This is a genomic window from Streptomyces caelestis (assembly GCF_001279005.1).
In the GTDB taxonomy this organism is placed as follows: domain Bacteria; phylum Actinomycetota; class Actinomycetes; order Streptomycetales; family Streptomycetaceae; genus Streptomyces; species Streptomyces heliomycini.
The window spans coordinates 33,678-54,201 of sequence record NZ_LGCN01000120.1 but is presented as its reverse complement, the minus strand read 5'-3'; the positions used below and the strand labels follow the sequence as shown (position 1 = coordinate 54,201).

Below are 20,524 nucleotides of genomic sequence, written 5' to 3'. Positions count from 1 at the left end.
CTTCGGTGAAACAGGTCGTACAGAACTACAAGAGCGGCGAGCTGGCCCTGCTCGACGTGCCGGCGCCGGGGTGCAAGCCGGGTGGTGTGCTGGTCCGCAGCGCCTACTCGCTGATCTCCACCGGCACCGAGCTGATGAAGGTGTCCGAGGCCGGCATGTCGATGGTGGGCAAGGCCCGCTCCCGGCCGGACCAGGTGGCCAAGGTCGTGCAGAGCGTGGCCGTCAACGGGGTGCCCGCCACCTACCGCAAGGTGATGGGCAAGCTGGACTCCTACACGCCGCTGGGCTACTCGCTGTGCGGGGTGGTCGAGCAGGTCGGCGCCGGGATCGACGACGTGAAGGTCGGCGACCTCGTGGCCTGCGCCGGCAACGAGCACGCGTTGCACGCCGAGCTGAACTGGGTGCCGAAGAACCTCTACGTCCCGGTGCCGGACGGCCTCGCGCCGCGGCACGCGGCCTTCGGCACCGTCGGGTCGATCGCGCTGCAGGGCGTCCGCCAGGGCGAGTCGCGGCTCGGCGAGGTGGCCCTGGTCGTCGGCCTCGGCCTGATCGGGCAGCTGGTGGTGCAGCTCCTCGCCGCCTCAGGAGTCCGCGTCGTCGGGGCCGACCCCGACCCGGTGCGCTGCGAACTCGCCGAGCGGCTGGGCGCGGCGGCCTGCGGCGACCCCGGCTCCGCGGCCGTGGAGAGTGCCGTCGCCGAACTCACCGGCGGCCTGGGCGTGGACCAGGTGTACCTGGCCGCCGGCGGCGGCAGCAACCAGCCCGTCGAGCTGGCCGCCCGGCTGAGCCGGGACCGCGGCCGGGTGGTCGACATCGGCAAGTGCCGCCTCGACCTGCCGTGGAACGCGTACTACGAGAAGGAGCTCGACGTCCGGTTCTCCCGCAGCTACGGCCCCGGGCGCTACGACCCGGAGTACGAGCTCCAGGGGCGGGACTACCCGATCGGCTACGTGCGCTGGACCGAGCGCCGCAACCTGGCGTGCTTCCTCGACCTGGTCGCCCGCGGCCGCGTCGACGTGGAGCCCCTGGTCTCCCGCACGGCCGACTTCGACGACGCCGTCGAGACGTACCGGAGCCTGCAGGACGGCGGCCTGAAGGCGGTGGCCGTGCTGTTCCGGTACCCCGGGCAGGAGACGGCCGGGGCCGGGGCCCCGGCGGTGACCGTGCCCGCGGTGCGGCGCGACGGCACGGCCGGCGCCCCGGTGCGGGCCGCGCGGACGCCGGTGCGCCTGGCGTTCGTCGGCGCGGGCAACTACGCGTCGTCGATGCTGCTGCCGCACCTGGCGCGGCGCGACGGCGTCGAGCTGTCGACGGTCGTCACCACGACGGCGCTGTCCGCGGCCAACGCGCAGCGCACGTTCGGCTTCGGCAGGGCGACCACTGACCTCGACGCCGTGCTCGGCGACAGTGCCGTCGACGCGGTGTTCGTGGTCACCCGGCACAGCTCGCACGCCGAACTGACCCGGAAGGCGCTGCTGGCCGGCAAGGCGGTGTTCGTGGAGAAGCCGCTGGCGCTCACCGGGGACGAACTGGCCGGCGTGCTCGCGGCGGTGGAGGAGTCCGGCAACGACCGGCTCCAGGTGGGCTTCAACCGCCGGTTCGCGCCGCTGCTGCGGGAGGCCCGGGAACGGTTCGGCGCCCGCACCGGGCCGGGGCACCTCCGCTACCTGGTCAACGCCGGCCGCCTCGACCCCGGCAGCTGGTACCTCCGGCAGGGCACCGAGGGCTCGCGGTTCGCCGGCGAGGGCGGGCACTTCATCGACACGGCGAGCTGGCTGCTGGGGGCCGACCCGGACTCGGTGTACGCGATCACCACGCCCGGCAACGAGGACCTCCAGGTCGTACTGCGCTACCCGGACGGGTCCACCGCCACCATCGGTTACGTCACCACCGGCCCGGCCGGCTTCCCCAAGGAGACCCTGGACCTGGTCGCGGACGGCCGCGCGCTGCGGCTCGACGACTTCGTCCGCGCCTCCGTGTACGACGGCCGCAAGCGGTGGGTCAGTTCGCGGCTGCCCAAGGCCCGGGACAAGGGCCAGTCCGCCGAACTGGCCGCGTTCGTCAAGGCGGTGCGGACCGGCGGGCCGATGCCGGTGCCGCTGGAGTCGCTGGTCGCCACCACGGCGGCCACCCTCGCCGTGCCGGCCGGCCTGGCCGCCGGTGTGCCGGTGACGCTGGCGGGAGCGCGATGACGGTGAGCTCGGGGAGTCCGGGCTGGTACCTGCGGCGGCTGTCCCGGATGGGGCCGCGGGAGGTCGGCGGCCGGGCGGCCGACGCGGTGCGCAGGCGGCGGTGGCGGTCGGCGCCGCCGCCGAAGTGCCCGGACGCGGCCGGCGCCCGGTTCACCGCCGTACTGCCTCCGGGCGCGATCGACGCGGTGCCGCCGGACGCCGCGAAACGCCTCGTCGCCGAGGCGGACCGGCTGATGGCCGGGCGCGCCGGGTTCTTCGGGGTGGAGCGCGACGACCTGGCCGACCCGGACTGGTGGTACGACCCGAGGACCGGGCGCCGCGCGCCGGGGGGGTACGCCTTCGACGTGCCGTACCGGGACGAGGAGGCGGTCGGGGACATCAAGCAGATCTGGGAGCCGTCCCGGCACCAGTACCTCACCGTGCTCGCCGCCGCCTACGCGGTCACCGGGAACGAGCGGTACGCCGAGCGGGTGGCGGAGCACCTGCGGTCGTGGTGGGCGGTCAACCCGCCGCTGCGCGGGGTGCACTGGACCAGCGGCATCGAGCTGGGGATCCGGCTGCTGTCCTGGGTGTGGATCCGCCGGCTGCTCGACGGCTGGCCGGGCGCGGCCGGGCTGTTCGAGGACAACCCGGTGGCCCACCACCAGATCTGGCACCACCAGCGCTGGCTGGCCGCCTTCCCCAGCCGGGGCTCCTCGGCGAACAACCACGTCATCGCCGAGGCCGCCGGGCAGTTCGCGGCGTCCTGCGCGTTCGGGTGGTTCCCCGCCTCGGCGCGCCGGCGGGCCGACGCCCTGCGGTCGCTGGAGCGGCACCTGCGCGCCAACACCTTCGGCTCCGGTCTCAACCGCGAGCTGGCCACCGAGTACCACGGACTGGTGCTGGAGCTCGGCCTGGCCGCAGTGGCCGAGGCGGACGCCGCCGGCGTGCCGGTGCCCGCGACCGTCCGGCTGGTGCTGCTGCGGATGACCGACGCGCTCGCGGCCGTCGTGGACGACCGGCTGCGGCCGCCGCGCCAGGGGGACGCGGACGACGGACACGGGCTGGTCCTGGACGGCGCCGGCACCGACCGCTGGGGCTCGCTGCTGGCCACCGGGGACGCGGTGTTCGGGCGGCTCGACTGGTGGCCGGCGGTGACCGGCGCCGATGTGCGCACCCCGCTGCTGGCCGCGCTCATCCGGCCCGGGATCCCGTCGGTCCCCCTCGGCCGCGCTCCCTCGCCCGGAGCCCGCCCAGGACGTACGACACCGTCGGACGGATGGCCGCGCCCGGCCGCCCGTGCCCGCCGAGCGGCTCCGCCGAACGGGGGGCAGCGTCCCGCCCGCCGGGGGCAGGCGCCGGACCTCATGGCTCCCGCCGCCGGCGGGGACCGCCCGGTGGGCGCCGGCGCGCCCGTGTCCCGCCCGGCGCGCCGCCCGGCCCACTTCGCCGACGCGGGGCTCACCGTCCTGCGGGGTCCGGGCGGGATCTGGTGCCGCTGCGACGGCGGCCCGCACGGCTTCCTGTCCATCGCCGCGCACGCCCACGCGGACGCGCTGTCCGTGGAGGTCCGGCACGACGGGGTCGACGTGCTCGCCGACCCGGGGACGTACTGCTACCACGGGCAGCCCGAGTGGCGGCGGTACTTCCGGTCGACCCTCGGCCACAACACCCTGGAGCTGGACGGCGCCGACCAGTCCGTCTCCGGCGGCCCGTTCCTGTGGACCCGGCACGCCCGCAGCCGCGTCCTGGTCGCGGACGCCTGCGACGCCTCCGACGGGGGGACGGCCCGCTGGTGCGCCGAACACGACGGCTACCGGGGCTCCGTGCACCGCCGCCGGGTGGAACTGACCGCCGCGAGCCGGGAGCTGAGGGTGGTCGACGAGGTGCGCGGCCCGCGCCGGGAGGTGCGGCTGGCGTTCCACCTCGGCCCGGCGATCACCGCGGACCTGGCGGGGAACCGGGCCCTGCTCACCTGGCGACGGGACGGCGAGGACCGCTCGGCGGTGCTCGACCTGCCCGGCGGGCTGTCCTGGCGGGCGCACCGCGGCGAGACCGACCCGCCGCTGGGCTGGTACTCCGCCGGCTTCGGCCGCAGGGAACCCGCCACCACGCTGGTCGGCACCGGCTTCACCGACGGCGCGCGGACGTTCACGACCGTACTCGGGTTCCAGGGCTAGGGGGTGTCCGACACATGAGCGCGGAAGGAGGAGCGGCGTCCGGTGCGTGCGATCGCAAGACGCCGGAGCGTGCGTGCCAGGCGCCGCGACGCCGCGGGCATGTGTCGGACGCCCCCCGGGGAGGAGGACGCGTGGGGAGCAAGGGGCGGCGCCGGGCGTTACCGGCGGCACCGCTGGCGCTGGTCCTGCTGGCGGCGACCGGCTGCGAGGGCACGCCGGACGCGCGGCCGGAGCCGACCGCCGCGCCGGCCGCGCCCGTGGCCCGGGTGTGCGCCGCACCCGCGGCCGGGCCGGCGAAGGCGCCGGCGGGCGCGGTGACGGTCGACCCCGCGGTCCCCGGCGACCTGGCCGCGAAGACCAGGACCAGTCCCCCGCACACCACGTTCTGGCTGCGGCCGGGCACGCACCGGCTCGGTCCGGACCGCTACGCCCAGGTCGTCCCCAAGGAGGGGAACAGCTACCTCGGCGCGCCGGGCGCGGTGCTCGACGGCCGCAGGACCAACCAGTACGCGTTCGGCGGCACCGCCCGCGACGTCACCATCCGCCACCTGACCGTGCAGGGTTTCGTCGCACCGCACGACGAGGGCGTGGTCAACCACGACTCGGCCGACGGGTGGACGATCGAGCACGCGACGATCCGGAAGAACTCCGGCGCCGGGCTGATGGCCGGCGCCCGCCAGCAGGTCCGCGCCAGCTGCCTGCGCGACAACGGCCAGTACGGCATGAACGCGTACAAGGCCGGCGGCCGCATCAGCGGCCTGGTGGTCGAGGGCAACGAGATCACGGGCAACAACACCGACGACTGGGAGCGGCGGCGGCCGGGCTGCGGCTGCACCGGAGGCGTCAAGTTCTGGTCCGTCGACGGCGCCGACGTACGCGGCAACTGGGTGCACGACAACCGCGGGGCCGGGTTGTGGGCGGACACCAACAACAACGACTTCCGCATCGAGGGCAACGTGCTGGAGGAGAACGACGGCGCCGCGCTGATCTACGAGACCAGCTACAACGCGGTCGTCCGCGAGAACACGATCCGGCGGAACAACTGGGTCGAGGGCCGCAGGTACGCCGACCGCGGCGACACCTTCCCGTACGCGACCGTCTACCTGTCCGAGTCCGGCGGCGAACCCCGGATCCGGGCCCGCACGGACAGGATCGAGATCCACCGGAACGTGCTGGAGGACAACTGGTCCGGGATCACCCTGTGGGAGAACGCCGACCGGTTCTGCAACAGCCCGGCCAACACCTCCTCCGGTGACTGCACGTTGCTGGTGAAGGACAAGGACCGCTGCGCGCAGCCGGCGATCGCCACCGCGCCGCTCTACGCCGACTGCCGGTGGAAGACCCAGCGGGTGGACGTCCGCGGCAACCGCTTCGTGCTGGACAAGTCCGTCGTCGACTGCGCGGTGCAGTGCGACCGCATGGCGGTGCTGGCCAACTACGGCACCTACCCGGACTGGTCGCCGTACCAGGGCGAGCGGGTGGCCGAGGCGATCACCCTGGAGCAGCACAACCGCTGGCGCGACAACGTCTACGTCGGACCGTGGACGTTCGTCGTCCACGACCCGAGCCGGACGCTCGACTTCGGGCAGTGGCAGGGCGCGCCGTACCGGCAGGACGCGGGCAGCACCCTGCGCGCGGGGGACGGTGGTTGAGGTGGGCGCCGACCGCACGCCGAAGGCCGTCGGGGCGGCCTGGGGACTGCTGGTCCTCAACACGCTCGGCTCCGCCGGGGCGAGGACCGTCGTCCCGCTGCCCCGCTCCCTGATTCAGATGGTCACCATGGGCGCGCTGGCCGCCGCGTTCGCGCTGGCGCTCACGGTCAACCTCCGGCTGCGCGTGCGGCCGAGCGCCTACCTGTTCCTGCTCACCCTGCTGCTGGTGCCGAGCCTGGTCTCCAGCGCGGACCCGGAGTCCGGGTTCGGCGCGCTGTTCCGCTGCGCCCGGCTGGCCCTCTTCGTCGGCACGCTGTGGCTGCTCAGCCGCTGGTGGGACGGCGGCCCGACGTTCGTCCGGCACCACATCCGGATGTACTTCCTGGTCCTGGGGTCGGTGGCCGCCGGTCTGGTCGTCTCCCCGGGCGCCGCCCTGCCCGAGCTCTACGGCGGGCGGCTGGTCGGCGCGTTGTGGCCGCTCACCCCGCCGCAGATCGGACAGTACGCCGCGGTGATCATCGGGCTCACCGTGCTGCTCCTCCTGGGCGGCCGGACCGACCGGCGCGGCGCGGCGCTGGTCGTGGTGCCGTCGCTGGTCCTGCTGGCGCTGACCCACACCCGGACGGCCACGCTCGGACTGATCGCCGGGCTGGTGCTGGCGATCGGCTCGCTCTTCCTGACCAGCGCCGCCGCCCGCCGGTTCTTCGGCTGGACGGTGCTGTGCGCCGCCGTGGCCGCGGTGGGGTTCGGCTCCGCGCTGCAGGCGTGGTTCCTGCGCGGTCAGAGCCAGGAGAACTTCACCAGCCTCACCGGCCGGGCCAAGGTCTGGGACGCCCTGCTGGCGGCGGACCGGACGGCCTCGGAGCTCCTGCTCGGCACGGGCCTGGGCGACAAGTCGTTCGGCGGGCTGCCGATCGACAACAGCTGGCTGGCCGTCTACCACGAGCAGGGACTGACCGGCGTCGCCCTGGTGGCGGCGGTCCTCGTCGTGCTGGGCGGCGTCGCGCTGCTGCGTCCGCCGTCGCTGTCGAGGGCCTGCGCGATCTTCCTGATCAGCTACTGCGCGATCGCGTCGTACACCGAGGCCGGGCTGGGCGACGCCTCGCCGTACCTGCTGCACCTGGCCGTGGCCGCCTCGCTGCTCGCGGCGCCCGCCCCGGCCGCTCCCCTCCCGGCGCCCGACGTCCCCCGACGACGTGTTCCGCGCTGGGCCCGGACCTCGGAGGTGATCTGAGCATGCACGTCCTCGTGGTGCACAACCGCTACGCCTCGGCGCAGCCGAGCGGGGAGAACAAGGTGGTCGACCAGGAGGTGGCGCTGCTGCGCGGGGCCGGCCACCGGGTCGGGGTGTTCGAGCGGCGCAGCGACGACATCGCCGCCCGGTCCCTGCCGGCCAAGGCCGCGCTGCCGTTCCTCGTGCCGTGGAACCCGAAGGTCCGCGCGGAGCTCGCCGCGCGGCTGCGCGCCGAGCGGCCGGACGTGGTGCACGTCCACAACGTCTTCCCGCTGCTGTCGCCGGCGGTGCTGGCCGCCTGCGCCGACGCCGGCGTGCCCGTCGTCGCCACGCTGCACAACTACACCCAGATCTGCCCGCCCGGCACGCTCCAGCGGGACGGCCGGCCGTGCACCGAGTGCGTCGGGGCCACGCCGCTGCCCGCCGTCCGGCACGGCTGCTACCGCGGCTCCCGGCTGGCGACGGTGCCGCTCGCGGTCGGCCTGTCGGTCAACCGGCGGCGGTGGTGGACCGGCGTGGAGCGGTTCTTCTGCATCTCCGCGGCGCAGCGCGACGTCCTGGTGCGGGCCGGCCTGCCGGCCGGACGGCTGGCGGTGAAGCACAACTTCGTGCCCGACCCGGACGCCCGCCGGACGGGCGCCGGCGAGCACCTGCTCTACCTCGGCCGGCTCGCGGAGACCAAGGGCGTACGGCTGCTCATGGCCGCGTGGGACGGGATCGCCGCCGGCGGCGGTGCGGGCGTGCCGCTGGTGATCGCCGGCACGGGGCCGCTGGAGGCGGAGGTGACCGCCTGGGCGGCGGGCCGGGACGACGTGCGGTACGTCGGCCTGTACGACGCCGAGGAGTGCCGGCGGGCCGTCGCCCGGTCGGTCGCCGTGCTGGCCCCCTCGACGTGGCTGGAGGCGTTCGGCCTGGTGGTCGTGGAGGCGATGGCGGCGGGCGTCCCGGTCGTCGCCGCCGGTCACGGCGCCTTCGTCGAACTCGTCGAGGACGGGACGACCGGGCTGCTGCACCGGCCGGGTGACGCCGCCTCGCTCGCGTCCTGCGTGCGGCGGATCACGGCCGACCCGGTCCTGGGCCGGGAGATGGGCGAGGCGGCCCGGCGCCGTTACGAGCGGGGCTTCAGCCCGGCCGTCGGGCTGGAGCGCCTGGTGGAGGGGTACCGCACCGCGATCGCGGGTCGGTCCGGCGGCGGGGACGGCCCGCCGCCGGCAGGGAACGAACACACTGGCCCGCGGCGGGGACACCCGCGCGGGCGGGATGGGGGCAGAAGATGACACGATGCCGACTCTGCGGCTCGGCGGCGCTGGAGAGCGTCGTCGACCTCGGCGCGACCCCGCCGTGCGAGAGCTTCCTCGCCGCGGACCGACTGGACCTGCCGGAGCCGGCGTACCCGCTGCACCTGCGGGTCTGCACCGACTGCTGGCTCGCGCAGATCCCCCCGCTGATCACGCCGGAGGAGACGTTCAGCGAGTACGCGTACTTCTCCTCCTACTCGACCTCCTGGGTGGAGCACGCGCGCACGTTCGTCGACGGTGCCGCGGCGCGGGTGGGGCTGGGACCCGGCTCCTTCGTGGTCGAGGTCGCGAGCAACGACGGGTACCTGCTGCGGCACGTGGTGGACCGGGGGATCCGCTGCCTCGGCATCGAGCCCTCGGTGAACGTCGGCGCCGCGGCGCGGGACGCGGGGGTGCCCACGCTCACGGAGTTCCTGACCCCGGACACCGGCGCCGGCGTCCGCGCCGAGCACGGCCCGGCGGACCTGGTCGTGGCCAACAACGTGTACGCGCACATCCCCGACGTGGTCGGGTTCACCCGGGGTCTGCGCGCCCTGGTCGCCGACGACGGCTGGGTCTCGATCGAGGTGCAGCACCTGCTGACCCTGATCGAGGAGAACCAGTACGACACGATCTACCACGAGCACTTCCAGTACTACACGGTCGCGTCCGCGGCCCGGGCGCTGGCGAGCGGCGGACTCACGCTCGTGGACGTCGAGCTGCTGCCCACGCACGGCGGCTCCATCCGGCTGTGGGCCCGGCCGGACGGGGTGGCCGGCGAGCCGGCCCGCCGGGTGGCCGACGTGCTGGACCGGGAGAAGGCCGCCGGGCTGCAGGAACTGTCCGGGTACGCCGAGTTCTCCGCCCGGGTGGCCAAGGTGCGCCGGGACCTGCTCAGGTTCCTCATCGAGGCGGCCGAGCGCGGCGAGACCGTCGTCGGCTACGGCGCCCCGGGCAAGGGCAACACCCTGCTCAACCACTGCGGCATCCGGCCCGACCTGCTCCCGTACACGGTCGACCGCAACCCCTACAAGCACGGCAGGTTCACCCCGGGCACCCGCATCCCGGTCCTGCCGCCCGAGCGGATCGCCGCCGACCGGCCGGACTACGTCCTCGTCCTGCCGTGGAACCTGCGGGACGAGCTGACCGAACAGCTGTCGTTCGTGCACGAGTGGGGCGGCCGGCTGGTCTTCCCCATCCCGGAACTGAGCATTGTCGAGGTCGAGCGATGAAGGTCGTACTGTTCTGCGGCGGTTACGGGATGCGGATGCGCAGCGGAGCCGCGGACGACGTGCCCAAGCCGATGGCGATGGTCGGGCCCAGGCCGCTGATCTGGCACGTCATGCGCTACTACGCGCACTTCGGGCACAAGGAGTTCATCCTGTGCCTCGGGTACGGGGCGCACCACATCAAGGACTTCTTCCTCAACTACGAGGAGACGACGTCCAACGACTTCGTGCTGCGGGGCGGACGGACCGAGCTGCTGTCCACCGACATCGCGGACTGGACGATCACGTTCGCGCAGACCGGCGTCGAGTCGCCGATCGGGGAGCGGCTGCGCCGGGTGCGGCACCACCTGGACGGCGACGAGATGTTCCTCGCCAACTACGCCGACGTGCTCACCGACGCCCCGCTGCCGGAGATGATCGACCGGTTCGCCGAGCGCGACGCCGGCGCGTCGATGATGGTGGTGCCGCCGCAGTCGTCGTTCCACTGCGTGGAGCTGGGCGAGGACGGCCTGGTGGGCGGCATCACCGCGGTGAGCGAACTGCCGCTGTGGGAGAACGGCGGCTACTTCGTGCTCCGCCAGGAGGTCTTCGACCACATCCCGGAGAACGGGGACCTGGTCGCCGACGGATGCGCGGGACTGGCCAAGCAGGGGCGGACGACGGCCTACCGGCACCGTGGCTTCTGGAAGCCGACCGACACCGTGAAGGAGCGGGCCGCGCTCGACGCCGCCTACACCCGGGGCGACCGTCCGTGGGCCGTGTGGGAGCGGGACGGCGCGGGCGCCGGGGTGCGGGCGTGATCCGGCTCGGGGCCGGGCGCCTGGACCGGGTCGTCGCGGTGGGCGCGCACTGCGACGACATCGCCATCGGCGCCGGCGGCACCCTGCTGACGCTGTGCCTCGCGCGGCCGGGCCTGCGCGTCGACGCGCTGGTGCTCTCCGGCGGCGGCGGTGAGCGGGAGCAGGAGGAGCGGGCCGCGCTCGCCGCCTTCTGTCCGGACGCCGACCTGCGGCTGACCGTGCTCAAGCTGCCGGACGGCCGGATGCCGGCGCACTGGGAGGAGGCCAAGACCGCGGTCGAGGAGCTGCGCGGGCGGACCGAGCCGGACCTCGTGCTCGCCCCGCGCACCGAGGACGCGCACCAGGACCACCGCGGCCTGGCCGGGCTGATGTCCACCGCGTTCCGCGACCACCTCGTGCTCGGCTACGAGATCGTCAAGTGGGACGGCGACCTCGGCCGCATGGCGGCGTACCAGCCGCTGTCGCCCGAGATCGCCGAACGGAAGGTGCGGCTGCTGCAGGAGCACTACCCCTCGCAGCGGCACCGGCCCTGGTACGACCGGGAGGCCTTCCTGGGCCTGGCCCGGATCCGCGGCATCGAAAGCCACACGCGCTACGCCGAGGCGTTCGCCGTCGCCAAACTCACTCTGAACCTGGGGGAATGAACTGTGCGCGTACTGCTGACCGGACACCAGGGCTATCTGGGCACCGTGATGGCGCCCGTCCTCGCGGCCGCCGGGCACGAGGTCGTCGGCCTCGACTCCGGCCTGTTCGCCGGCTGCGTCCTCGGCCCGGCGCCCGCGGACCCGCCGGGGCACCGGGTGGACCTGCGCGACGTCACGGCCGAGCACGTGGCCGGGGTGGACGCCGTGATCCACCTGGCCGCGCTCTCCAACGACCCGCTGGGCTCGCTGGCGCCGGAGCTCACCTACGACATCAACCACCACGCGTCCGTGCGGCTGGCCGAGCTGGCCCGCGACGCCGGGGTCCGGCGCTTCCTGTACGCGTCGACCTGCTCGGTCTACGGTGCCGCCGGCGGCGACGAGCTGGTGGGCGAGGACGCCCCGCTGCGCCCGGTGACGCCGTACGCGGAGTCCAAGGTGCGGGTGGAGGACGACCTGCACGCGCTGGCCGACGGCGACTTCAGCCCGGTCTACCTGCGCAACGCCACCGCCTTCGGCTTCTCGCCCCGGCTGCGCGCCGACATCGTGCTGAACAACCTGGTGGGCCACGCGCTCCTGACCGGCGAGGTGCTCGTGCTCTCCGACGGCACCCCCTGGCGCCCGCTGGTGCACGCCGCCGACATCGCACGGGCCTTCACCGCCGCGCTGACCGCGCCGCGGGACGCGGTGCACGACCGGGCGTTCAACATCGGCAGCGAGACCAACAACGTCACGGTCGCCGAGATCGCCGGGCAGGTCGCCGAGGCGGTGCCCGGCTCCGAGGTGGTGATCACCGGGGAGACCGGCGCCGATCCGCGGTCGTACCGGGTGGACTTCTCCCGGTTCCGCGCCGCGGTGCCCGGCTTCGACTGCGCGTGGACGGTGAAACGGGGCGCGCTCGAACTCGCCGACGCCTACCGGGAGCACGGGCTGACCCGGGAGGACTTCGAACGGCGCTTCACCCGCCTCGCCGTGCTGCGCGCCGCGTCCGACGCCAAGGACGTCGACGACACCCTGCGGTGGCGCCGGTGACCGAGGTCGGCGAGGAGATGCACGCGCTGGTGGAGCGGCTGTACCCGCTGTGCCGGAGCATCACCGGCGACGGCGTGCGCGCCACCCTGGACATCGTCGGCGAGTACGTCCCGCTCGAGGTGCACGAGGTGCCGACCGGGACCCAGGTGCTCGACTGGACGGTGCCGCAGGAGTGGAACATCCGGGACGCGTACGTCGCCGACGCCTCCGGCCGGCGGGTCGTCGACTTCGCCGCGTCCAGCCTGCACGTGCTCGGCTACAGCGTGCCGGTGTCGGCGACCATGCCGCTGGCCGAGCTGCGCCCGCACCTGCACACCCTGCCGGATCATCCGACCTGGGTGCCGTACCGCACCAGTTACTACAAGCCGGAGTGGGGGTTCTGCCTGGCGCAGGAGACCCTGGACGCGCTGCCGGACGGCGAGTACGAGGTGCGGATCGACTCCACGCTCGCCGACGGCCACCTCACCTACGCCGAGCACGTGGTCCCCGGGCGGGTGCCCGACGAGGTGATCGTCTCCTGCCACGTCTGCCACCCGTCGCTGGCCAACGACAACCTGGCCGGCATCGCGGTGGCGGTCTTCCTGGCCCGGGCGCTCGCGGAGCGAGAACCGCACTACACCTACCGGTTCATCTTCGCCCCCGGCACCATCGGGGCGATCACCTGGCTGGCCCGCAACAGGGAGCGGGTGGAGCGGGTCAGGCACGGCCTCGTGCTGGCCTGCGCCGGCGACCCGGGCGACCTGACGTACAAGCGGAGCAGGCGCGGCGACGCGGAGATCGACCGGGTGCTGCGGCACGTGCTGACCGCCTCCGGACGCCCGCACCGCGTCACCGGGTTCACCCCGTACGGCTACGACGAGCGGCAGTACTGCTCCCCCGGGTTCGACCTCGGCGTGGGCTCGCTCAGCCGGACCCCGTACGCCGGGTACCCCGAGTACCACACCTCGGCGGACAACCCGGACTTCGTCTCGCCGGAGGCGATGGCGGACACCCTCGCGGTCTGCCGCGAGGCGTTCGCCGTCCTGGACCGCAACCGGCGGTACGTCAACCTCAGCCCCCACGGCGAGCCGCAGCTCGGCAGGCGCGGGCTGTACGACTCGCTCGGGGGCCGCAGCGACGCCCAGCAGGCCCAGATGGCCATGCTCTGGGTGCTCAGCCTCTCCGACGGGGAGCACAGTCTGCTGGACGTCGCCGAGCGGTCCGGGCTGCCGTTCGACACCGTCGCGGCCGCGGCCGACGCCCTGCACGGCGCCGGGCTGCTCAAGGCGTGACGCCCGTGACCACCGAGGGGGAGACGACGACACCGGCCGGGTCCGCCCGGCGGGGCGTCCTCGGGCGGCTGTCCTGGGGACTGGCCGACCAGGCGGCCTCCAGCATGAGCAACTTCGTGGTGGGCGTCTACGTGGCCCGCTCGCTGGGGGTGACCGCGTTCGGCGTGTTCAGCCTCGCCTGGGTGACCTACGGCGTGGTGCTCAACGTCTCCCGCGGCGTGGCCACCGACCCGCTGGTGGTGCGCTTCAGCGGCGTGCCGGACGCGTCCTGGCGCGGGGCGGTGGCCCGCTCGTCGGGGGCCGCGCTCGGCGCCGGCGCCGCCCTCGGCGCGGCGTCCGTGGTGGCCGGTCTCGCCCTCGGCGGCCGGGTGGGGACCGCGTTCGCCTGCCTCGGCGTCGTCCTGCCGGGGCTGCTGCTGCAGGACGCCTGGCGGTTCGCGTTCTTCGCCGCCGGCACCGGGCGGAAGGCGTTCGTCAACGACGTCGTGTGGGGCGTCGCGCTCGTCCCGGCCCTGGTGGTCGCGGCCCGCGTGGGCAGCGTGTCCGCCTTCGTGCTCGCCTGGGGCGGGTCCGCCGCGGTGGCCGCGGCGTACGGCTGCCTCCAGTCCGGCATCCGGCCCCGGCTGTCCGGAGCGCGCGCGTGGGTGCGCGAGCACCGCGACCTCGGCTACCGGTACCTGGTCGAGAACGTCAGCAACAGCGGCGCGAGCCAGCTGCGGGCGTACGGGCTCGGCGTGATCGTCGGGGTCGGCGCGGTGGGGGTGATCCGGGGGGCCGAGCTGCTGCTCGGCCCGTTCCTCGCGCTGCTGATGGGGCTGTCGCTGGTCACCGTCGCGGAGGCGGCGCGGGTGCTGCGGCGGGACCCGCACCGGCTCGGCGGGTTCTGCCTCCTGCTCGGCGGCGGACAGGCCGTCGCCGCCCTGCTGTGGGGCGGGGCCCTGCTGCTGGTGCCGGACCGGCTCGGCGAAGCCGTGCTCGGCGGCGTCTGGGGCGCCGCCGCGGAGCTCGTCGTGCCGGTCACGCTCGGCGTCGCGGGCGCCGGCCTCGGCACCGGCGCGGCGGCCGGGCTGCGCGCGCTCGGCGCGGCCCGGCGCAGCCTGCGCAGCCAGCTGATCGCCTCCGCCTGTTACGTCACCGGCGGGCTCGGCGGGGCGGTCGTGGCCGACACGGCCGGCTCGGCCTGGGGCGTCGCCGCCGCGACCGTCTGCGGCTCCGCCGTGTGGTGGCTGCAGCTGCGGTCCGCCCTGCGCGAGCACCACCAGAACACCATCCGTGAAGTGAGGACGCCATGACCGCGCAACCCAGGCTGAGCATCGGCCTGCCCGTGTACAACGGCGAGGAGTACCTGGCCGAGTCGTTCGACGCCCTGCTGGGCCAGACCTACGAGGACTTCGAGCTGGTCGTCTCCGACAACGCCTCCACGGACGGGACCCGGGACATCTGCCGGAAGTACGCCGCGCGGGACTCCCGCATCCGGTACATCCGGCTGCCCCGGAACATCGGCGCCGCGCCGAACCACAACCACGTGTTCACCGAGTGCCGCGGCGAGCTGTTCAAGTGGGCCTCGCACGACGACCTGTACGCCCGGGACCTGCTGCGGCGCTGCGTCCAGGCGCTGGACGAGCGGCCCGACGTGATCCTCGCCCACGCCGACCAGGCGGTCGTCGACGGCGACGGCCGGGTGAAGGTCCCCTACCCGTACGGGCTCGCCACCGCCTCGCCGCACGCGCCGGAGCGCTTCCGCAGCCTGCTGTTCGAGCCCGGCGGCGACGACTTCTACGGGGTGATGCGGGCCGACGTGCTGCGCCGGGTGAAGCCGCACGACAGCTACCACCACGCGGACCGCACGTTCGTCGCCGAGATCACCCTGCACGGGCCCTTCCACCAGGTGCCGGAGCTGCTGTACTTCCGCCGCGACCATCCCACCCGCGCCGAGCGGGCGAACCCCTCCAAGCGCTCCCGGTGCGTCAACCTGGACCCGCGCCGGGCCGGCCCGCTGCACCCGACGCCCCGGCTGCTCGCCGAGTACGTCTGGGGCTTCGTCTCGGCGATCCGGCGGGCGCCGCTGTCCCCGGCCGACCGGCGCGCGTGCTACCGCCACCTGGCCGCGTGGATGACCAGCCGGGTCCGGCCGGGCGCCGGCGAGCGGGTCGAGGACCGCGCCCCGGTCGACCCGGACCGGTTCGCCGTCTCCGTCGACGCCCTCGTCGCCGGCCGTGAGGGGAGGCGGGCGTGACCGCCCCCCGCGTCGGGGTGTTCGGTCTGCTCGGCTCCGGCAACCTCGGCAACGACGGGTCGCTGGAGGCCGTGCTCGGGTACCTGCGCGCCGCGCACCCGGAGGCGGCCGTGGACGCGCTGTGCGGCGGACCCGAGGTCGTGACCGCCCGGTACGGCATCCCCGCGACGCGGCTGCACTGGTACCGCGGGGAGTACCGGACCGCGTCGCGGGCGGGCGCGATCGCGGGGAAGGGGCTGGGCAAACTCGTCGACGCCGTCCGCACCGCCGCCTGGGTGCGCCGGCACGACGTGGTGATCGTGCCGGGCATGGGCGTCCTGGAGGCCACGCTGCCGCTGCGGCCGTGGGGTTTCCCGTACGCGCTGTTCCTGCTCTGCGCGAGCGGCAGGCTGCTCGGCACCAAGGTCGCGCTGGTCGGCGTCGGCGCCGCCCCGATCGGCAGCCGGCCCACGCGGGCCCTGGTGCGCTGGTCGGCGCGGCTGGCGGCCCACCGGTCGTACCGGGACGCCCTGTCCCGCGACGCGATGCGGGCGATGGGCGTGGACACCACGCGCGACGAGGTCCACCCGGACCTGGCGTTCGCCCTGCCGGCCCCGCCCGCGCACCCCTCCCCGGGCCTGGTCTGCGTCGGCGTCATGGACTTCCACGGCGGCGACGACGACCGCGCCCGGTCCGAGGAGATCCACCGGCGCTACCTCGACGGGGTGACCCGTTTCGTGCGCGCGCTGGTCCAGGAGGGCAGGCCGGTGCGGCTGCTCACCGGCGACGCCTGCGACGCGGCGGTGGTCGGGACGATCCTCGACGCGGTGGACTCGCCGCTGGTCACCGCCTCCCGGGCGGCCTCGCTGGCCGACCTGATGAAGGAGACGGCGGCGGCCGACGCCGTGGTGGCGACCCGGTACCACAACCTGGTCTGCGCGCTGAAGGCCGGCACCCCGACGCTCGCGCTCAGCTACGCGGCGAAGAGCGACGCGCTGATGACCCGGATGGGCCTGGACGCCTACTGCCACCCGGCCCGCGAGGTCGACGCCGACCGGCTCCTCGAACAGTTCAGGGCGCTGGAGGAGCGGTCCGCCGGGCTGCGGCGGACCCTGACCGAGCGCAACCGCCTCACCACCGAGCAACTCGACCGCCAGTTCACCGCGTTGACGGCGGCCCTGTTCCCGGCAACCGACCACACCCACGCCGTACGGGAGACACCTTGAAGGCGACCGAAGTCCCGGCGATCGCCGGCGCGTACCTGTTCGAACCGACGCCGCACACCGACGAACGCGGCTTCTTCTGCCGCACCTTCGACGCCGACGTGGTCCGCTCGGTGGGCCTCGACCCGGACGCCTTCGTCCAGGACAGCCTGTCCCGCTCGGTCCGCGGCGTGCTGCGCGGCCTGCACCTGCGGACCGGCGCCGGCGAGGCGAAGCTGGTGCGGTGCTCCTACGGGAGGATCTTCGACGTCGTCGTGGACCTGCGGCCGGGCTCGCCGACCTATCTGGGGTGGGCCTCCTTCGAGCTGTCCGGCGACACGCAGACGACCCTCTACGTCCCGGCGGGGTGCGCGCACGGCTTCCAGGCGCTGACGGAGACCGCCGACACCTCGTACCGGATCGACCGCCCGCACGACCCGGCCGAGGACGTGACGATCCGCTTCGACGACCAGGAGCTCGCCATCGACTGGCCGCTGCCGGTCACGTCGACGTCCCCGCGGGACCGGGAGGCGCCGAGCCTCGCCGAGGTCCTGAAGCACCTGGAGAAGTGAGGCCGCGGTGACCATCGAAGAGACCGAAGAGTTCGCGCTGCCCCGCTCGCGGGAGGCGAACGAGCGCCTGCACGCCATGATCCCCGGCGGCGCGCACACCTACGCCAAGGGCGACGACCAGTACCCCGAGGGCTTGGCCCCGGTCATCAGCCACGGCCGCGGCGCCCATGTGTGGGACGTCGACGGCAACCGCTACGTCGAGTACGGCTCCGGCCTGCGGTCGGTCAGCCTCGGCCACGCCCACCCGCGCGTGACCGAGGCGGTGCGGCGGGAACTGGACCGCGGCGGCAACTTCGTCCGGCCGTCCGTGGTGGAGGTCGAGGCCGCGGAACGCTTCCTGGCCACGGTGCCGACCGCCGAAATGGTGAAGTTCGCGAAGAACGGCTCCGACGCCACCACCGCCGCGGTGCGCCTCGCCCGCGCCGCCACCGGGCGCCCGCGGGTGGCCCTCTGCGCCGACCACCCGTTCTTCTCCGTCGACGACTGGTTCATCGGCACCACGCCGATGTCCGCCGGCGTCCCGGCGGCGACCACCGACCTCACCGTGGCGTTCCCCTACGGCGACCTGGCCGCCACGGAGGAGCTGCTCACCCGGTACGAGGGCGAGGTCGCCTGCCTGATCCTGGAACCCGCCACCCACACCGAGCCGCCGCCCGGCTACCTCGCCGGCCTGCGCGCCCTGGCCGACCGGCACGGCTGCGTCCTGGTCTTCGACGAGATGATCACCGGCTTCCGCTGGTCCGAGGCGGGCGCCCAGGGCCTGTACGGCGTCGTCCCCGACCTCTCCACGTTCGGCAAGGCGCTGGGCAACGGGTTCGCCGTCTCCGCGCTGGCCGGACGCCGCGAGCTGCTGGAGCGGGGCGGCCTGCGCCACTCCGGCGAGCGGGTCTTCCTGCTGTCCACCACGCACGGCGCGGAGACCCACTCCCTGGCCGCCGCGATGGCCGTGCAGACCACCTACGTCGAGGAGGGCGTCACCGCGCGGCTGCACGCCCTCGGCGAGCAACTGGCCGCCGGTGTCCGCGAGGCCGCGGCCGGCATGGGCGTCGGCGACCACGTCGTCGTCCGGGGCCGGGCCAGCAACCTGGTCTTCGCCACCCTCGACGGGGACGGGCGGCCGTCGCAGGAGTACCGCACCCTGTTCCTGCGCCGGCTCCTCGCGGGCGGGGTGCTGGCCCCGTCGTTCGTGGTGAGCGGCGCGCTCGACGACGCGGACATCGAGCACACCGTCGACGTGGTGGCCCAGGCGTGTGCGGTGTACCGCAAGGCGCTGGACGCCGGGGATCCCACCCCGTGGCTGGGCGGCCGCCCGGTGAAGCCGGTCTTCCGCCGCCTGGCGTGACATGACGTGAGGTCAGGAGCGCCGCTCCCGAAGGGTGTCGGCCACCCGGTCGACCAGCCACGCGGCCGCCGGTGCCACCGCCAGCGCGGTGCACCAGCCGCCGAGGACGTCGGTCGGGTAGTGCGCGCCCAGGGCGACCTGCGCCCAGCCCATCGCGGCGCCCGCGACGAGTGCCGCGCCGAGCACGAGTGACAGGCCGGCCGTCCTGCCGAGGCCGAGCCGGCCGGTCACGAGCAGCGCCACCACGAGGGCGAGGGCGGTGAGGAAGGCGGTGTGCCCGCTCGGGTAGGACAGGTTGTCGTCGCCGTGGATGGTCCGTCCCACCAGCGGCTTGAGCAGCGTCGTCGCCATCACGGCCAAGCCGGGGCCGGCCACGACGAGCACCGCCGCGCGGGCCCACCGGAGCAGCAGGCAGCCCGTCACGGCCGCCCCGGCCAGCACCGCCGCTCCCCCGGGCTCCCCCAGGAAGTCCGTGGCCAGGGCGGTGTGCCGCCACGACGGCCCCACCCCGTCCACCGCGATCCGCGCATCCACCCCGCCGGGCTCGCCGTCGCCGGCGTACACGGCCCCGAGCACGGCGACCACCAGCGCGGCGAGGACCGCGACCGGCCCGAGCCACGCGCGCAGCGACGGAGGCAGCACCGCGGGCGCCGGACGACCGGCCGGACGCCCACCACGGGTGGGCCGGATCAGATCTTCCACCATCGGTCCATCATCGCCGCCGCGCCCGGCGGATGCCCCGCCCTGTGGACAACTCACCCGCGCCGGCGAGCGCCTCCACGAGAACCGCGCCCCGACCGGTCTCCGCGGAACGGCGTCGACCGCCGGCTCGGCGACGAGCGGGGCGGCGGTGTCGGACGCCTCGCCGCCGTGCGGGACGCCCCGGGTGTCGAGCGGACGAGAGGTGACGCCGCCTCAGATGGTCGGGGTGTCGTCGACGACCGGCCGGTGAATCTCGACGACCGGCTTCCACCCCGTGGAGAACTCGATGAAGTCCGCACGGGTGGGGTAGGTGTCGATCGCGCGACGGTCACGCTTGGGGCTGTCGCTCCCCTTGCGCCCCCGGGGAACCTGCTCCTCGAAGATGTCGACCTTCACGTCGGGAACCTCCTTGAGGCCCTGGCGCCAGATCTGCACGACGTCGGCGCCGAACGCCTGCCGGACCGCGGCGTAAAGGGCCGTGAGGGACCCCTTGTCCCCACCAGGGACGAAAAGCGCCAGGTCCAGCACGACACCGGCGGACTGGAGGACCTCGATGGTCACCGGGCCGTTCTCGTCGGCCACGTGGATTCCGGCTTCGTTCTCGTCGTCGGGGAGGCAGGAGACCTCTTCCTGGAATACGGTCCTCGCCGTGATCGAGCCGCCCTCGAAATCCTCACCGGGCCTGGTCAGAAAAGCAGGGACATAGCAGTCGGGAAGTTTGAGTTCTGCCGTGTCGGCGGAAACGAAGACCCTGTCCTTCACGCCGAGCTTCGTCACCTCTTCCAGCGAGAGGCGGCGAGCGGCGATCTTCTCCGTGTTCACGATTTCCCTTTCAGGTTGCACTGTCCCTCCGAGCGAGGACGTTACCACGAAACCCTGAGGTCAACTGCCCAGGAATCTTTGGGCAAATGGCCTCCGACGACCTGCGCGGGAGGATATTGAGGCGAGTGCCACTCGGCCGGGAACACGCATCCGCCGGGTAGTATCCCTCGGCGCGGCGTTGG

General features: G+C 74.3%; 17 protein-coding genes. 15 read left to right on the top strand and 2 right to left on the bottom strand.

Translation table 11 applies throughout. The annotated features are described in order from the left end of the window. The first annotated feature begins 5 nt into the window (after positions 1 to 5). The 15 genes from ADK41_RS12125 (at position 6) to ADK41_RS12055 (ending at position 18,818) form a co-directional block, all read left to right on the top strand. Positions 6 to 2,192, top strand: coding sequence for a bi-domain-containing oxidoreductase (locus tag ADK41_RS12125; RefSeq protein ID WP_030824196.1), 2,187 nt, complete (start codon positions 6 to 8; stop codon positions 2,190 to 2,192). After that, entirely contained in the window at positions 2,189 to 4,351 is a 2,163-nt protein-coding gene (locus ADK41_RS43075) for an alginate lyase family protein (RefSeq protein ID WP_030824193.1), read from the top strand. The genes ADK41_RS12125 and ADK41_RS43075 overlap by 4 nt, the downstream gene beginning before the upstream one ends. 131 nt (positions 4,352 to 4,482) lie before the next feature. Beyond that, the gene (locus ADK41_RS12115) at positions 4,483 to 6,003 is read left to right on the top strand and encodes a right-handed parallel beta-helix repeat-containing protein (protein ID WP_030824189.1); all 1,521 of its coding nucleotides are present in this window, start codon (positions 4,483 to 4,485) and stop codon (positions 6,001 to 6,003) included. Position 6,004: 1 nt separating this feature from the next. Beyond that, the gene (locus tag ADK41_RS12110) at positions 6,005 to 7,237 is read left to right on the top strand and encodes a membrane protein (RefSeq protein WP_030824187.1); all 1,233 of its coding nucleotides are present in this window, start codon (positions 6,005 to 6,007) and stop codon (positions 7,235 to 7,237) included. A 2-nt stretch (positions 7,238 to 7,239) separates the two neighbouring features. Then, positions 7,240 to 8,514, top strand: a complete 1,275-nt coding sequence (locus tag ADK41_RS12105; protein ID WP_030824182.1) for a glycosyltransferase — start codon at positions 7,240 to 7,242, stop codon at positions 8,512 to 8,514. Further along, on the top strand, positions 8,511 to 9,746 hold the full coding sequence (locus ADK41_RS12100; protein ID WP_030824180.1) for a class I SAM-dependent methyltransferase: 1,236 nt from the start codon (positions 8,511 to 8,513) through the stop codon (positions 9,744 to 9,746). The genes ADK41_RS12105 and ADK41_RS12100 overlap by 4 nt, the downstream gene beginning before the upstream one ends. After that, the gene (locus ADK41_RS12095; RefSeq protein ID WP_030824178.1) at positions 9,743 to 10,543 is read left to right on the top strand and encodes a glucose-1-phosphate cytidylyltransferase; all 801 of its coding nucleotides are present in this window, start codon (positions 9,743 to 9,745) and stop codon (positions 10,541 to 10,543) included. Before ADK41_RS12100 ends, ADK41_RS12095 begins: the two co-directional genes overlap by 4 nt. Beyond that, positions 10,540 to 11,187, top strand: coding sequence for a PIG-L deacetylase family protein (locus tag ADK41_RS12090; protein ID WP_030824176.1), 648 nt, complete (start codon positions 10,540 to 10,542; stop codon positions 11,185 to 11,187). The genes ADK41_RS12095 and ADK41_RS12090 overlap by 4 nt, the downstream gene beginning before the upstream one ends. 3 nt (positions 11,188 to 11,190) lie before the next feature. Next, a complete protein-coding gene (locus tag ADK41_RS12085) occupies positions 11,191 to 12,216 on the top strand; it encodes an NAD-dependent epimerase/dehydratase family protein (RefSeq protein ID WP_030824174.1) in 1,026 nt (341 codons plus the stop codon). Beyond that, the gene (locus ADK41_RS12080) at positions 12,204 to 13,487 is read left to right on the top strand and encodes a DUF4910 domain-containing protein (protein WP_030824171.1); all 1,284 of its coding nucleotides are present in this window, start codon (positions 12,204 to 12,206) and stop codon (positions 13,485 to 13,487) included. The genes ADK41_RS12085 and ADK41_RS12080 overlap by 13 nt, the downstream gene beginning before the upstream one ends. 5 nt (positions 13,488 to 13,492) lie before the next feature. Beyond that, a complete protein-coding gene (locus ADK41_RS12075) occupies positions 13,493 to 14,779 on the top strand; it encodes a membrane protein (RefSeq protein WP_030824169.1) in 1,287 nt (428 codons plus the stop codon). Next, a complete protein-coding gene (locus ADK41_RS12070; protein ID WP_030824165.1) occupies positions 14,776 to 15,723 on the top strand; it encodes a glycosyltransferase family 2 protein in 948 nt (315 codons plus the stop codon). The genes ADK41_RS12075 and ADK41_RS12070 overlap by 4 nt, the downstream gene beginning before the upstream one ends. Continuing rightward, on the top strand, positions 15,720 to 16,928 hold the full coding sequence (locus ADK41_RS12065; protein WP_030824163.1) for a polysaccharide pyruvyl transferase family protein: 1,209 nt from the start codon (positions 15,720 to 15,722) through the stop codon (positions 16,926 to 16,928). The genes ADK41_RS12070 and ADK41_RS12065 overlap by 4 nt, the downstream gene beginning before the upstream one ends. Next, positions 16,925 to 17,476, top strand: a complete 552-nt coding sequence (gene rfbC / locus ADK41_RS12060) for a dTDP-4-dehydrorhamnose 3,5-epimerase (RefSeq protein WP_030824162.1) — start codon at positions 16,925 to 16,927, stop codon at positions 17,474 to 17,476. Before ADK41_RS12065 ends, rfbC begins: the two co-directional genes overlap by 4 nt. Before the next feature lie 13 nt (positions 17,477 to 17,489). Then, complete coding sequence (locus ADK41_RS12055) at positions 17,490 to 18,818, top strand: glutamate-1-semialdehyde 2,1-aminomutase (protein WP_037803939.1); 1,329 nt, start codon at positions 17,490 to 17,492, stop codon at positions 18,816 to 18,818. A gap of 12 nt (positions 18,819 to 18,830) precedes the next feature. Here the strand turns inward: ADK41_RS12055 and ADK41_RS12050 are convergent, their stop codons facing one another. After that, complete coding sequence (locus ADK41_RS12050) at positions 18,831 to 19,523, bottom strand: phosphatase PAP2 family protein (protein ID WP_051843104.1); 693 nt, start codon at positions 19,521 to 19,523, stop codon at positions 18,831 to 18,833. Positions 19,524 to 19,733: 210 nt separating this feature from the next. Then, positions 19,734 to 20,342: a hypothetical protein gene (locus ADK41_RS12045; RefSeq protein ID WP_030824153.1), complete on the bottom strand. Its 609-nt coding sequence runs from the start codon at positions 20,340 to 20,342 to the stop codon at positions 19,734 to 19,736. Positions 20,343 to 20,524: the final 182 nt, after the last annotated feature.